14 protein-coding genes are annotated in these 12,957 nt (G+C 70.3%); 7 read left to right on the forward strand and 7 right to left on the reverse strand.

Going from position 1 to position 12,957, the window contains the following annotated elements:
• Nucleotides 1-32: 32 nt before the first annotated feature.
• Entirely contained in the window at nt 33-1,148 is a 1,116-nt protein-coding gene (gene sfnG / locus ABZ877_RS07640) for a dimethylsulfone monooxygenase SfnG (RefSeq protein WP_361065987.1), read from the reverse strand.
• A 170-nt stretch (nt 1,149-1,318) separates the two neighbouring features.
• Nucleotides 1,319-1,402, reverse strand: coding sequence for a putative leader peptide (locus tag ABZ877_RS07645; RefSeq protein WP_361066375.1), 84 nt, complete (start codon nt 1,400-1,402; stop codon nt 1,319-1,321).
• A gap of 136 nt (nt 1,403-1,538) precedes the next feature.
• Between ABZ877_RS07645 and ABZ877_RS07650 the strand changes: the two genes are divergently transcribed.
• The 3 genes from ABZ877_RS07650 to ABZ877_RS07660 all read left to right on the forward strand — a co-directional run bounded on the left by ABZ877_RS07650 (nt 1,539) and on the right by ABZ877_RS07660 (nt 3,077).
• Nucleotides 1,539-2,441, forward strand: coding sequence for a LysR family transcriptional regulator (locus ABZ877_RS07650; RefSeq protein ID WP_361065990.1), 903 nt, complete (start codon nt 1,539-1,541; stop codon nt 2,439-2,441).
• A 169-nt stretch (nt 2,442-2,610) separates the two neighbouring features.
• Entirely contained in the window at nt 2,611-2,799 is a 189-nt protein-coding gene (locus tag ABZ877_RS07655; RefSeq protein ID WP_361065994.1) for a hypothetical protein, read from the forward strand.
• Nucleotides 2,793-3,077 carry a cupin domain-containing protein gene (locus ABZ877_RS07660; protein WP_361065997.1) on the forward strand — a complete coding sequence of 95 codons (285 nt, stop codon included), beginning with the start codon at nt 2,793-2,795 and terminating at the stop codon, nt 3,075-3,077. The genes ABZ877_RS07655 and ABZ877_RS07660 overlap by 7 nt, the downstream gene beginning before the upstream one ends.
• Nucleotides 3,078-3,119: 42 nt before the next feature.
• On the opposite strand, the gene ABZ877_RS07665 is transcribed toward ABZ877_RS07660, so the two are convergent.
• A complete protein-coding gene (locus tag ABZ877_RS07665) occupies nt 3,120-4,103 on the reverse strand; it encodes an AraC family transcriptional regulator (RefSeq protein ID WP_361066000.1) in 984 nt (327 codons plus the stop codon).
• Nucleotides 4,104-4,193: 90 nt separating this feature from the next.
• Here ABZ877_RS07665 and ABZ877_RS07670 point away from each other — a divergent pair, with 90 nt between their 5' ends.
• Both ABZ877_RS07670 and ABZ877_RS07675 read left to right on the forward strand, forming a co-directional pair.
• Complete coding sequence (locus ABZ877_RS07670; protein WP_361066003.1) at nt 4,194-5,033, forward strand: NAD(P)H-binding protein; 840 nt, start codon at nt 4,194-4,196, stop codon at nt 5,031-5,033.
• A 75-nt stretch (nt 5,034-5,108) separates the two neighbouring features.
• On the forward strand, nt 5,109-5,717 hold the full coding sequence (locus ABZ877_RS07675) for an NAD(P)H-dependent oxidoreductase (RefSeq protein ID WP_361066006.1): 609 nt from the start codon (nt 5,109-5,111) through the stop codon (nt 5,715-5,717).
• A gap of 12 nt (nt 5,718-5,729) precedes the next feature.
• Here ABZ877_RS07675 and ABZ877_RS07680 read toward each other — a convergent pair whose 3' ends face one another.
• The gene (locus ABZ877_RS07680) at nt 5,730-6,314 is read right to left on the reverse strand and encodes a TetR family transcriptional regulator (protein WP_361066009.1); all 585 of its coding nucleotides are present in this window, start codon (nt 6,312-6,314) and stop codon (nt 5,730-5,732) included.
• A 201-nt stretch (nt 6,315-6,515) separates the two neighbouring features.
• Between ABZ877_RS07680 and ABZ877_RS07685 the strand changes: the two genes are divergently transcribed.
• A complete protein-coding gene (locus ABZ877_RS07685) occupies nt 6,516-7,154 on the forward strand; it encodes an isochorismatase family protein (RefSeq protein WP_361066012.1) in 639 nt (212 codons plus the stop codon).
• 28 nt (nt 7,155-7,182) lie between these two features.
• On the opposite strand, the gene ABZ877_RS07690 is transcribed toward ABZ877_RS07685, so the two are convergent.
• Nucleotides 7,183-8,172 carry a S66 peptidase family protein gene (locus tag ABZ877_RS07690; protein ID WP_361066015.1) on the reverse strand — a complete coding sequence of 330 codons (990 nt, stop codon included), beginning with the start codon at nt 8,170-8,172 and terminating at the stop codon, nt 7,183-7,185.
• A 210-nt stretch (nt 8,173-8,382) separates the two neighbouring features.
• Between ABZ877_RS07690 and ABZ877_RS07695 the strand changes: the two genes are divergently transcribed.
• Nucleotides 8,383-10,452, forward strand: coding sequence for an ATP-binding protein (locus ABZ877_RS07695; RefSeq protein ID WP_361066018.1), 2,070 nt, complete (start codon nt 8,383-8,385; stop codon nt 10,450-10,452).
• Nucleotides 10,453-10,475: 23 nt separating this feature from the next.
• On the opposite strand, the gene ABZ877_RS07700 is transcribed toward ABZ877_RS07695, so the two are convergent.
• A complete protein-coding gene (locus ABZ877_RS07700; RefSeq protein ID WP_361066021.1) occupies nt 10,476-11,483 on the reverse strand; it encodes a zinc-binding dehydrogenase in 1,008 nt (335 codons plus the stop codon).
• A gap of 75 nt (nt 11,484-11,558) precedes the next feature.
• Nucleotides 11,559-12,680 (reverse strand): glycosyltransferase, encoded by a 1,122-nt coding sequence (locus ABZ877_RS07705; RefSeq protein ID WP_361066024.1) that lies wholly within the window; start codon nt 12,678-12,680, stop codon nt 11,559-11,561.
• Nucleotides 12,681-12,957: the final 277 nt, after the last annotated feature.

Here is a 12,957-nt window from a genome sequence, read left to right on the forward strand (position 1 = left end):
CGATGTGGTGCGGTGCGTCGTGGGGCGGCGCGTCAGGCGAGTGCGGATTCCGCTTCCTCCTGCGGCAGTTGGGCCTCCCGCTCACGCACGAGGGGGAGTACGTGCTTGCCGAAGTACTCGACCTCCTCGTGGTAGTGCAGGAACCCGAGCAGGAGAAGGTCGACGCCGAGCCGCTTGTAGGCGACGATGCGTTCCGCGATCTGTTCCGGGGTGCCGATCAGCCCGGTGCGGAAGCCGTCGTTGTACTGCACCAGGTCCTCGAAGCTGGAGTCCTGCCACATGCCCTTGCCGTCGGAGGTGGACCGGCCGGCCTGCTTCACGGCGGCGCCGAAGCCCTCGACGGCCGCCGTGTCGGCCTTGGCGACGATCTCGCGGAGGGTGTCACGGGCCTCGGCCTCGGTGTCACGGGCGATGAGGAAGCCGTTCAGACCGAACTTCGGCGGCGTACGTCCCGCCTCGGCGGCGGACCTGCGGACGTCGTCGATCTGCTCGATCACCCCGTCGTAGTCCTTGCCGTTGGAGAAGTACCAGTCGGAGACCCGGCCCGCCATGGCGCGGGCGGCCGTGGAGTTGCCGCCCTGGAAGATCTCCGGGTGCGGTCGCTCGGGGCTGTTGAGCGGCTTGGGCTTGAGGGAGAAGTCACGCAACCGGTAGAAGTCACCGGCGAGTTCGGTGTGGTCCTCGGTCCAGATCTGACGCAGGGCCCGGATGAACTCCTCGGAGCGGCGGTAGCGTTCGTCGTGCTCCAGCCAGGGTTCGCCGAGCGCGGTGAACTCCCCCTTGAACCAGCCGGAGACGACGTTCACGGCGAAGCGGCCGTTCGACAGGTGGTCGGCGGTGGCACCGAGCTTGGCGAGGACCCCGGGGTGCCACAGGCCGGGGTGGACGGCGGCGATGACCTTCAGGCGCTCGGTGGCGAGCAGCAGCGCGAGGCTGAAGCTGGTCGACTCGTGCTGGAACTCGGCGCCGTAGCTGGCCATGTAGCGGACCTGGCTGAGCGCGTACTCGAAACCGTTGTTCTCGGCGAGGACGGCGAGTTCGCGGTTGTATTCGTACCCCCAGTCGGTGCGTTGTTCGATGGTGCTGGTGACGAGTCCACCACTGACGTTGGGGACCCAGTAGGCGAATTTCACGGGCGCTGCGGACATCGCGGAACTCCTGGTGCGGGATTGTTTTTGGGCACGCCGAATTCGTGCGGGTGATGCACGTGAAAACGAATGAGCCGTGAACGGGCGCGGTGACGCCCGCGGCAACGCCGCGAGGGCGCGCGGGCAGGGCCCGGTTCAGGCGGTGAAAGGCGTGATCTGCGGCGGAGTGGTCAGGCCGCGGCGCAACAGGAGGCGCTGGAGACACGTGCGAGGTCGACGTGGCGTCGCCGCGTGAGGTCCAGTCGCTTCTTCATGCCGTCGATGGTGGCAGTAGCCGCCGAGAACGGTCAAGGGAAACCCGACCGTTCTCGTATCGCGGACCATTGGATTTCACGAAGGTGTGACAGGGAAAGCCTTGAACACCCCTCGAATCCGACGCATTCTTCCGGGATGCGGACCGAGCAGCTCGAATACATCACGGCCGTCACCCGGCTCGGCTCGCTGCGCCGGGCGGCCGACGAACTACGCCTTTCGCAACCCGCGCTGAGCGAGACGGTGCGGAACCTGGAGCGGGAACTCGGTGTCGACCTGCTGGAGCGCAAACGCACCGGGGCGACGATGAGCACGGTGGGGCAAGAGCTGATGCCGCACATCGTCAGCGTGCTCGAAGCGGTGGACAGGCTGCGGGCGGCGGCGGGGGAGCAGCACCGCCTGAGCCGGATGGTGCGCGTCGGCACGGTGAACGCGGCGACGGTCCCGCTGCTCATCCCCGTCCTGCGGGACTTTCGGGCCACGCATCCGCTGACCCAGGTCGAAGTGGTCGGGGCCCGGCAGACGGAGATCCAACGCGGTCTCGCCGAGGGCGGCTTCGATCTGGGCCTGGTCAATCATCTCGACGGTGACGACCCGCCCGTCGGCTTCGAGGCCACCGAACTCCTGCGCGGGCGGCCGGTGGTGTGCGTACGGCCGGACAGTCCACTGGCGGCCCTCAGCGAGGTCTCCGCGGACGACCTCCTGACCGAACCGCTGATCGCGATGCGCACCGGCTACGTCATGCACCGCTACGTGCATCGCCTCTTGGCGGGCCGCACTCCGGCGTTCTCGTACTCGACGGACGGCGCGGAGATGGGCAAGTTGATGGTCGCGGAAGGACTCGGGGTGACAGTGCTGCCCGACTTCAGCGTGCTCGGCGACCCGCTCGAACGCAGTGGCCAGATCGTGTGCCGCCCCCTGACCGACGACTCCGCCCGGGTGCTCCTGATGCTGCAACGCCGGCGGGCGGAGTCCGTGTCACAGGCGGCCTGCGAACTGCACGAGACGTTCGTGCGACGAGCCCGGGACCTCAGCCCCTAGACGTTCCAATGCTCCAGCGTTCGCCAGTGCTCTGGTTTCGTCCGCGGACAACTTGTCCCTGGTTGAAGTGGGCCTTCATCCGCTTTGTCGCTCGCGTGACGATGATCTCCTCGCCGCCTGCGGGCCGAAGCACCGGCCCGGAGGCCGGAATCATCTTGGAGGTCCGGCGATGACCCTGTCCTATCTCGCGCAGCCCGAGGACCAGCAGAAGCTCGAATGGCTGGACGGCGGAACGTTCTCCGTGTTGCTCGACGCGGAAGCCACCGACGGCCAACTGACCGTGGGCCGCTTCGACGTCGCCAAGGGCGAAGCCCCACCGCTGCACCTGCACACCGTGAGGACGAGGTGTTCATGCTGATCAAGGGCACGGCGCTGGTGTGGTGCGGGGACGAGGAACACGAACTGCGCGAGGGCGGGATCGTCTACCTGCCGCGCAACGTCCCGCACGCCTACCGCATCACCTCCGAGCGCGCCGACCTGCTGATGATCGCCACGCCCGGCGGCATCGAGGGCATGTTCCGCCACGCCGGACGCGATGTCACCACCCCGCGCCCCGACGGCTTCGAGATACCCAAGTCCCTGCTGTCCGAGGCATCGGAACTCTACGGCGGTGTCATCCTCGGCCCGCCGCGCTGAACTGTGGAAGCTCTCCCGCACGGACCGCGTCGACGCCCGGGCTCAGCCGGGTGAGCCGGCCCGGACCAGGGGCGCTTGTGTGGCCGGGGCTGTCGCGGCGGCGCGGTACGCGCTGGGGCTGACTCCGCGGACCCGTTTGAAGGCCGCGCTGAACGCGAACGCGTCGGAGTAGCCCACTGCGCGGGCCACCTCCGCCACTGTCGCCGTTTCGCGCTCGGTGAGCAGGTCCGCCGCGAGCGTCATGCGCCAGTGCGCGAGATAGGTCAGTGGCGGCTCACCGACCAGATCGGTGAACCGCTTGGCCAGCGTGGACCGCGACACCCCGGTGCGCTCGGCCAGTGAGGCGACCGTCCACGGCGCCGCCGGCTCGCCGTGCAGCAGCCGCAGCGCGCCGCCGACCACCGGGTCCCGCCCGGCGGAGTACCAGCCCGGAGGATCGCTGTCGGGCCGGTCGAGGTACTCGCGCAGCGCGCACACCAGCATCCAGTCGAGGAGCCGGTCGAGGACCACCTGCTGGCCCGGCGTGTCGGTGGCGACCTCGGCGGCCAGATGCTCCCACACGGGGTCGGGCTCGCCGTCGGACCCCACGCGCAGGACGACGGGCAGCGCGTCAAGCAGCCTGCGGCTGATCTCGCCGCGCACCGGATAGGCGCCGACGACCAGCGTCGTCGCGCCGTCGCCTCCGTCGGCTTCGTCGTGGGGGTCGTACCAGCCGAGCCGGTGCCGGGTCCCGCCCTGCTCGGGCGTCGAGCAGAACGCGCCGCACGCGACCGGCTCCGCCCGGGTGCCGACCTCGTCGACGAACAGGAACGGCGCCGGGCCCCGCACGATCAACGTCTCGCCGACGCGCAGAGGCTCGGGCGGGCGGTGCTCCGGCACGATCCAGCCGCCTCCGGAGAGGACGGTGCACAGCGTCAGCGGTGCACCGTCCACGAAATGCAGCGCCCAGGGCGGGGTCAGGGTCGAACTGCCGAACAACGAGCCCTGGGCCCGCACCCCGCGCAAGAGGTCACCAAAAGCGTCCATCCTGCAAGACTAAACAATCTGGACGATCAACCAGGTGTATCGGCTGATCACCTATGGATCCGTCCGAACGGGAGCCGTTGAATGGCCGTCATGAGCAACGACATCACTCTGGTCCTCGGCGCTACGGGCAACACCGGTCGACGGGTTGCCGCTCGGCTGCGGCTGCGCGGCACGCACCTGCGCACCGCCTCCCGTTCCAGCCAGACTGCGTTCGACTGGTTCCGCCCCGCCGACTGGGACCAGGTTCTGCGGAACGTCACCACTGTCTACGTGGTTCCCCCCACCGTCCCCGGCCCCGTGCACGATTTCGTCGCGCGGGCCGAGGTCGCCGGTGTGCGGCACCTGGTCCTGCTCTCCGGCCATGGCGCCGACGACTGGGGCGACTCCGAGTTCGGCCTCGACATGCGCTCGGCCGAGGAAGCCGTACGCGGTTCGGCGCTGGACTGGACCGTTCTGCGCCCCGCGAACTTCGCCCAGAACTTCGACGGGCCGCCCTTCCACGGCCCGCTGGCCGCCGGTGAGCTGGCTCTTCCGGCGGGCACGGTGCCCGAGCCGTTCATCGACCTCGAGGACGTCGCCGACGTCGCGGCCGCGGTGCTGACCGAGCCCGGCCGCCACGCCGGCCGGATCTACGAGCTGACCGGTCCGCACGCGCTGACCTGGGCGGAGGCCGCCGAGCTGATCTCCCGGGCGTCCGGGCTGCCCATCGCCTACCGGCAGATCTCCCCGGCCGAGTACACCGCGGCACTGGTCCAGGAAGGCTGGAGCGAGCACGAGGCGCACGTCCTCGCCGAGATGTTCGTGCTGCTGGAGCGCGGCGCGCTCGCCTCGACGTCGGACGACGTCGCCACCGTGCTGGGACGCGCACCGCGGACCTTCGAGGACTACGTGCTGCGGTCCGTGGCAGCGGGAGCTTGGCGGCGGCAATGAGTGCCACCGGCGGTACACCGTCCCGAACCTGCTGGCCTCTGAAGCAGTACAGCGGAACACGTAATTGGAGCATCGATGCACACCTTGCTGGTCGCCGCCAACCCGGACCCTCAGTCCTTGACCCACTTCGTAGTGGGCAGACTTGAGAAGGCACTTGCTCCGGGCTCGGTCGAGGTCGCCGATCTGGCCCGGGAGAACTTCGACCCCCGGTTCACTCCGGCGGATCGTCGGGCGTACCAAGAGGGCGGCAACCTTCCCCCCGACGTCGTGGCAGAGCAGCGCCGCCTTGACCGGGCCACCGATCTCGTACTGGTCTTCCCCGTGTACTGGTGGTCGATGCCCGCACTGCTGAAGGGGTGGATCGACCGTGTCTTCGTCAACGGCTGGGCCTTCGACCAGCTCCCCGGATCGGGCTTGCGGCCGAGACTGCAGAACCTCACCACGCACCTCGTAGCCATCGCCGGCGGCGACCCCGACGCGTACGAGCGTCACGGCTACGAGAAGGCACTCAGGACGCAGATCGAGCACGGCATCATCGACTTCTGCGGCAGCCGACGTGGTGCCACAGAGCTGATCTACGAATCCGAAGAGCTCTCGCCCGCGCTCATCGAGCAAGGGGTCGACCATGCGGTGCGGGCGGTCAGCGAGGCCATTCACGCCCTTCATCCGTCTTCCGGTCACTGAGGTACCGCACCGTCAAGTCAGCAGGATAGTGCGCAAGTTGGGCACGAGATGTCGGACGAGCTGTTCGTCCGACATCTCGGCGAGCGGCCCGCTTCCGAAGATGTACCGGGAGAACGTCACCCCGATCAGATAGGCACCCACGGACGCCACACGCTCCTCCAACTCCGGGCCCGGAATCACCTCCCGGTACATGTCCAGGCTCTCCTGCTGCATCGCGGTGAACAACCGCTTGGCGCTCTCCTCCTCCGAGGCCACCGCACGCAGCATGGCCACGAACGGGTCGCTGCCTCCGCTCTCCGCCATGCGCCGGACGTAGGACCGTGCGATGCGCACCGGCAAGGTCTTGGGATCACCGGCCACCTCCGCCATGAGCGTGCGGGGACTGGGAACCGCGGCAAGGAACAACTGCTCCTTGGACGTGAAGTGCCGCAGCACGAGACCGTGGGTCACTCCGGCCCGGCGCGCGACGTCGCGGATGGTCGTCTTGGCGTAGCCGCGCTCGGCGAAGGCGGCCCGGGCGGCCTCGAGAATCGCGGCTCTGCTCGCTTCGGGGTCCCGCCTGCGCTTCTTGGCCGGTGTGGGTGATGGCGTCTCCATCCCGTAAGTATACGCACGGTTACTTAGCTCAGGCCGTTGCGGCGGTAAGGCGGGCAGCTAAGGCGGGCCATTGCAAGTAACCACCTGGACATTAAGTCCTGGGCTCGCTACGGTCTGATGACCAAGCGGATACTAAAAATCCCCGCTCGCCCGGCGACGGCCGGACCATTACCGCCGCCCCACTGCAGAGGAGAACCAGCCATGGCACCCGAACCCCTCACCCCGGCCAACACCACCGTCGTCCTCGTCGACTACGCCGTCGGTTTCGCGAACCTCCTGCGCTCCCACGACCTCGCGGAGCACATGAACAACGTCGTGGGCCTCGCGAAGACCGCCAAGTGGTACGAGAGCGGCCTGGTGGTGACCAACGGTCAGTCGAGCAAGCCGTCCGGCCCGCTGTACCCGGAGCTGCTGGAGGTCCTCGGTGACCAGCCGGTCATCGAGCGGACGGTGGACTTCAACTCCTTCCTGGACGAGTCGTTCGCCGGGGCGGTCCGGGCGGAGGGTCGGCAGAACCTGGTGATCGGCGGCATCGCGACCGACGGGTGCGTGTTGCAGACCGCGCTGGGCGGCCTGCGCGAGGGCTACCGCGTGCACGTGGTGGTCGACGCCTCGGCCAGCCCCTCGCTGGAGGCCCACAACGCGGCGGTGCAGCGCATGGTCCAGGCCGGTGTCACCCCGGTGACCTGGTTCTCCCTGGCCGCCGAGTTCCAGCTCGACCCCAAGTTCCACGACGCGCCGCACCGCATGCGCCTGATGATGGAGAACGTGCCGGCCATGGCCATGAGCGCCCGCTCCTTCGGTAACGCCGTCGAGCTGGGCAAGCGCGCCTCCGCCTGAAGCGCGGGCATGACCCTCGCGCTGCTACTTACCCTTCCGCGACCGCCGGTTCGAGCAGGGACAGCGTCCGGTTGTCCGCGTCCACGTGTGCGCGGACACCGAGGGGCAGCGGCAGGTTCGGCGAGGTGTGGCCGAAGTCGACCTGGGCGAGGACCGGGATGTCTCGCTGCCCCAGGACGTCGAGCACCACGTCCCGTAGATCCGCGCGGTCCCCGTCGCCCTCGTGGGGCGTGACGTCGGTCGGGATGCCGACCACCATGCCCGCGATCCGGTCCAGCACGCCGGACAGCCGCAGAGTTTGCAGGTCGTTCCAGATCCGCGAGACCGGCCGTTGCAGCTCCTCCCAGAACAGCACGGCGCCGTCGAACTGTTCGGGGGCGGGTGCGAACGGTGTCGCCTGCAACAGGATCAGGCGGTTCAGCAGACCGCCGAACAGCGGTCCCCGCGCGCTGCCCGGTCGCCAGGTCTCCCACACTTCCCTCGCCGGCAGCTCGCCCGGCGCCTCGGCTTTGGTCAGCACGCGGGTGTAGAGGTCGACGAGTTCGGCGCGGCGGGCCTCGTCGCCCAGCGTGTACCAGTCGCCGCCGAATCCGTGGGTGGCGATGTCGGCGTGGAGGCCGACGAGACCGGTCCTGGCGTGCAACGCCATGTGCAGCAACGAGATGTCGCTGTAGCCGATGATCGGTTTCGGGTCGGCCCGGATCGCGTCCAGATCGATCAGGTCGAGGTAGCCGATGGTCGCCTGCCCGCCGGTGTGTGCGACGACGGCCCGCACCTCCGGATCCCGGAGGAGTCCATTGAGCTCCTCGGCCTGCTCCGCCGGTGTGCCCGATGCCCACCAGCGGTTCCGTGCCGGGTCGACCATCGGGCTGACCCGTACCCGGAAGCCCATCCGCTCCAGCATCGCCACCCCGCGGGCCAGCAGGGGTTCCTCACCCGCCGCGAGCTGACCCGAGGGCGCCGTGACGACCACCAGGTCACCGGGGCGCAGCGCGCGGGGCCGAAGAATCGCAGGCATGACAGTTCCTCCTCGTAGATCGACAATGACGGCCAACGCAGCAGGCGGTGCCGGTGTTCCGTGTTCCGGATGTGGCCCGTAACGAGTTGAACAGGACTGTCCCTCCGCGTCGCGGCGCAACGGGCCTGGTTACCCTTTCCCGGATCACAGTTCGTCCGAGGGGACGCAGCGAGTGGGGCGGCGGTGTCCGCCAGGTGTGAGGGGCATGTGATGGGAGCGCCGCGGGGCAGTATCGCCGACCGGATCGAGGGGGCGAGGGACCGCGTGTTCGTCGGCAGGGAAGCCGAGTTGCGTCTGCTGCGTGACGCGCTCGCGGGCGGACCCGACGCACCGTCCGTGCTGTACGTGCACGGTCCCGGCGGCATCGGCAAGTCGGCGCTCATGCGGCAGTACGCCAAGGAGGCCGCCGCTGTCGGCCGTACGGTCGTCCACATCGACGGACGGATGGTGCCGGCCGCTCCCGAGGCGTTCGAGAAGGCCGCCGAGACGGCCGTGCGGACCCCGCGGGCGCTGCTGCTCATCGACACCTTCGAGTACTGCCAGAGCCTGGAGACCTGGCTGCGCGACGAGTTCCTGCCGGGGCTGCCCGCCGACCTCCTGGTCGTCGTGGCGGGGCGGCATGCGCCGGACGCGAGGTGGTCGGCGGACCCGGGCTGGGCGGACGTCCTCAGGGTGATCGCCCTCGGCGACCTCAGCGCGGACGAGGCGGAGACCTTCCTGGACAGGCGCGGGGTCGATCCCGCGCGGCGCGGTCCGCTGCTCGCGTTCGCCTCCGGTCATCCACTCGCCCTGGTGCTGGCCGCTCACGCGTCCGCCGGGCACGACCTGCCCGCCTCCCAGCGGTGGGACCCCGCCCCCGAGGTCGTCGCGCCGCTGCTCCGCGGCGTTCTGGGGGAGTTGCCCGGGCCCCGGCACCGGCTCGCCCTGGAAGTCTGCGCACAGGCGCATGTGACCACCGAGGAACTGCTGCGCGCCGTGGTCGGTGACGAGGCGCCGGAACTCTTCGCGTGGGTGCGCGAACAACCCTTCGTCGACCAGTGCTCCGAGGGCGTCTTCCCGCACGACGTCGTCCGGGAGGCGCTCGCGGCCGACCTGAGGTGGCGCGACCCCGAGCGGTTCGACCAGCTCTACCGACGCCTCCACCGCCACCTGCTGGAACGCATCGGCGCCGCCTCACCCGGCAGGCTCCTCCACGACGTGGGCTCCCTGCAGTTCCTCTACCGGGGCGCGGGCCATATGGCACAGAGCCATGCGTGGTACACCCCGGGGCTGGTCGAGGACCATCCGTACGATCCCTCGGACGAGGCTGATGTCCTCGCGCTCGCCGAACGGGCCGAAGGCCCCGACGCGGTCGGTCCGGTCCGCTACTGGCTCAGGAACCGGCCGCAGGACTTCCGCGTGCAGCGTTTGCGCGGTGCGACGAGCGCGGCGGCCTTCTCTGCCTGGTTGCGTCCGGACCCCTTCCAGGGTCGCGAGGACGATCCGGTCGCCGCGGCGGCGTGGGAGCACGTGAGCGCGCACGGCCCGCTCGCACCTGGCCAACACATGGTCCTCGGTCGCTTCCACGTGTACCCGCGCCACTACCAGCGGCCCTCGCCGGTCATGGACCTGATGCTCTGGCGCATGCTGGGTGAACTCCTCCGGGACTCCGGCCTGGCATGGTCGTTCATCGTGCTGCGCGACGACGGGTTCTGGGACGCCCACATGAGCTTCTGCGACATGGCGCCCCTGGACCGGCCTGTCATGGTCGGTGGACACGCCTACCGGATCTTCGCTCACGACTGGCGCGAGATAGCGCCCAGGGACTGGCTGGCCGAGAAGCAGCGGACGCTCCTGACCGGCGCGGACGACGACTTCGGATCCGACGCCACACGCCCCGACGCCACGAACCGGCCCTCTGGTCCCGCGCCGTCCCCGACGGTGATGACCCGGCCGGAGTTCGCCGCCGCCGTCCGCTCGGCCTTGCGCGACCTGCGGCGACCGCGGGCCCTTGAAGCGAACCCGCTCAGCCGTAGCCACGTCGTCGTCGACCACGGCATGACGCTGCGGGAGGTGCTGTCCAACGCCGTCGCCGGCCTGGTCACCGGGCGCGGCGGCGACAAGGCGCACCAGGTCGCCACCCTCGCCTTCCTGGAGGGGGCGCCGACCCAGGAGGCGGCGGCGCGGCGGTTGAACATGCCGTACAGCACCTATCGACGGCACCTGACGACAGCGACCGCACGCATCGAGGAGACGCTGTGGCAGCACGAGCGGACGGGGCAGCCGCTGCTCGCCCCCTGATACGCGCGGGTGATGAGCGCGGGTCACGGACGGCTGTCGGCCTCCGGTCGCAGCACCACCTTGCCCATGGTGGCCCGGCTCTCCAGCGCCAGATGGGCCTCGGCGGCGCGGGAAAGGGGGAAGAACTGCACGAGGGGACGGAACATGCCCTCGGCCGCACGGGCGAGGGCGGTCTCCTCCAGCCGGCGGACGCCACCGGGCAGGGCGAAGAGGGAGGGCCCCACCACCATGCGCGACGTGATGCCGTACGTGTCCAGCTCCGCCTCGGTGAACGTGGTGAAGTGCCCCTCGTCGGACGCCCAGCCGAAGTACACGTGCCTGCCCCCTGGCCCCAGCGACTCGGCGGCGCCCCGGCCGAGGCTGCCGCCCACGCCGTCGAAGACGACGGTGGCCCGTCCGCCCCCGAGCACCTCGATAAGGCGTCGCTCCCAGCCGGCCAGGGTGTAGTCCACGGCACCGTCGGCGCCCTCCTCCAGCACCGCCTGCGTCTTGGGCCGACCACCGGCCAGGCCGATCACCCTGGCGCCCGCATGCCGCGCCGCCTGCACGAGCAGCGTTCCCATCCCGCCGGCCGCGGCGGTCACCACGACGACGTCCTCGGCCGACAACGCCACCTGTTCGAGTACGCCGACCACGGTGCGCCCCGTTCCGATCATGGTGACCGCGGTGGCGTCGTCGACACCGGCCGGGACACGGTGCAGGGCGTCCGCGGAAGCCACGGCATGCGTCGCGTAGCCGCCACTGCGCTCGTGCCCCAGGTAGGCCACCACCCGGACGCCGAGCCAGCCCTCGTCGACCCCGGCGCCAACGGCGTCCACGACACCGGCGGCCTCCCGGCCCGGCGTCATCGGAAGGCGGGGCAAGGCCATCCCCATGTCCCTCCCCGCGCGCAGCACGGTGTCCATGAGGTGCACACCTGCCGCTGTCACGGCGAGACGGACCTCGCCGGGTCCGGGCGAGGGCGGATCGATCTCTTCGTACACCAGCGTCTCCGGGGGCCCGAAGACGTGCTGCCTCACTGCGTAGTACACGGTGCGTCCTTGCGTCGGTCGGCCATGGTCGGTCGGCCATGGGGGAGGGGGTGTCCTGCCCGCTCGGCGGACGGGTCAGCGGGCCTGTCGTCCGGTCAGCAGGGTGAGGACGTCCTCGGCCGGGTTCATGGCGGCGATGTGTCCCGCCGCCACCTGGGCGGCGGTCCGGTAGGACGGCTGGTCAAGGACTCGCGCCACGGCCGCATCGGTTTCGTCCGCCGCGCCGATGACCTCCGCGGCGCCGAGGGCGGCGGTCCGCTCCGCGTTCAGGGGCTTGTCGAGGCCCATGGGCCAGATCACCATCGGCAGCCCGGCGCCGAGAACGGACAGCACCGTGCCGGCGCCGCCGGAGGAGACGACCGCGTCCACGCCCTGGAGCAGAAGACCCATGGGCACGAAGCCGGTCACATGGACGCCGGCGCCCTCCACGGGCAGCGTCTTCCCCTCGGCCGACGGCGGAAGGGCGACCACCACGTTCACCTCCTGGCCGGCGAGCGACGCGACGATCTTCACGAGAGCGTCGGAGTCGTCGACGAGCGTGCCCAGCGTCACCAGGACCCGGGGCAGATGCTCGCGGCCCGGGAAGGACGGCTGCCGCCACTCCGATCCCGTCTCGGACCCGTACGCCTCGGGCCGGATCGTGACACGGTCCGCGGGCGGCTCCCAGTCATCGCGTTGCAGACAGGCGGGCCAGGGGTCGATCGACGCGAAGGGCCGCGTCAGGACGATGTTCCGCGCGGCGGCGCGCGCCTCGGCCGTCGACCACATCGCCTCGGCCAAGGGCGCCTCCAGCGCGATGCCCACACCGTGGGAAGCCCACCTCACCCGCAGCTCCGCGGCGACCAGCGGGCCGAGGAAGTCCGCGGTTTCCGCGACCACCAGGTTGGGAGCGAAGGCGTGGGCTGCCGCGAGGGCTTGGTCGGCACCGAGGTCGAAGCGGGTTCCACCGAAGAACTCGCCCGCTGTCGCCGGGGACATGTCGGCGGTGGCGTCCTTCCCGGTCCGCTTCTGGAACTCGGCCAGCGTGACGTCCAGTGGGGCGCCCGCCGCGATGACGGGGGCGGGCGCCACCACGGACGCGAGGGACGGGTGCGTGAGGAACGCGGTGGTGTGACCGGCCCGGCGGGCGGCCCTCTCCAGGGGCAGCAGCGGCAGCAGATGGCCGTAGGCCGGAGTACCCGAGAACAGAATGCGCATGGAACACCTTCGACGGAGCGGTTGTCGGGCCGACGAGAAACGTGCCACGGCGAACGGCGTGGCAGTGCCCGCGAGCGCCCGGCCGTCAGGACCGCCTGGCCGTCACCGGACCTCGTCGTTCCATTGTGCGGAGGCCGCCCGCTCGACCTGCCGTTTCGGGCTGCTCAAAGATGCTCACTTCCGCCAACGTCCGCCGCGCTGCCGCGTCTTGCTCTTACGCGGTGACACACGCGCCCGCTCGGTCGCACCACCGGTCGCCGGGCAGGGGATCAGCTCG

Source organism: Streptomyces sp. NPDC046939 (assembly GCF_040644575.1).
In the GTDB taxonomy this organism is placed as follows: Bacteria; Actinomycetota; Actinomycetes; order Streptomycetales; family Streptomycetaceae; genus Streptomyces.

Bases quoted from the DNA above. Each gene is read 5' to 3' on its own strand.
- ABZ877_RS07695 (WP_361066018.1), top strand. From the start codon at position 8,383: ATGGGAGCGCCGCGGGGCAGTATCGCCGACCGGATCGAGGGGGCGAGG.
- ABZ877_RS07685 (WP_361066012.1), top strand. From the start codon at position 6,516: ATGGCACCCGAACCCCTCACCCCGGCCAACACCACCGTCGTCCTCGTC.
- ABZ877_RS07645 (WP_361066375.1), bottom strand. From the start codon at position 1,402: ATGAAGAAGCGACTGGACCTCACGCGGCGACGCCACGTCGACCTCGCA.
- ABZ877_RS07670 (WP_361066003.1), top strand. From the start codon at position 4,194: ATGAGCAACGACATCACTCTGGTCCTCGGCGCTACGGGCAACACCGGT.
- ABZ877_RS07655 (WP_361065994.1), top strand. From the start codon at position 2,611: ATGACCCTGTCCTATCTCGCGCAGCCCGAGGACCAGCAGAAGCTCGAA.
- ABZ877_RS07665 (WP_361066000.1), bottom strand. From the start codon at position 4,103: ATGGACGCTTTTGGTGACCTCTTGCGCGGGGTGCGGGCCCAGGGCTCG.
- ABZ877_RS07660 (WP_361065997.1), top strand. From the start codon at position 2,793: ATGCTGATCAAGGGCACGGCGCTGGTGTGGTGCGGGGACGAGGAACAC.
- sfnG (WP_361065987.1), bottom strand. From the start codon at position 1,148: ATGTCCGCAGCGCCCGTGAAATTCGCCTACTGGGTCCCCAACGTCAGT.
- ABZ877_RS07690 (WP_361066015.1), bottom strand. From the start codon at position 8,172: ATGCCTGCGATTCTTCGGCCCCGCGCGCTGCGCCCCGGTGACCTGGTG.
- ABZ877_RS07680 (WP_361066009.1), bottom strand. From the start codon at position 6,314: ATGGAGACGCCATCACCCACACCGGCCAAGAAGCGCAGGCGGGACCCC.
- ABZ877_RS07650 (WP_361065990.1), top strand. From the start codon at position 1,539: ATGCGGACCGAGCAGCTCGAATACATCACGGCCGTCACCCGGCTCGGC.
- ABZ877_RS07675 (WP_361066006.1), top strand. From the start codon at position 5,109: ATGCACACCTTGCTGGTCGCCGCCAACCCGGACCCTCAGTCCTTGACC.
- ABZ877_RS07705 (WP_361066024.1), bottom strand. From the start codon at position 12,680: ATGCGCATTCTGTTCTCGGGTACTCCGGCCTACGGCCATCTGCTGCCG.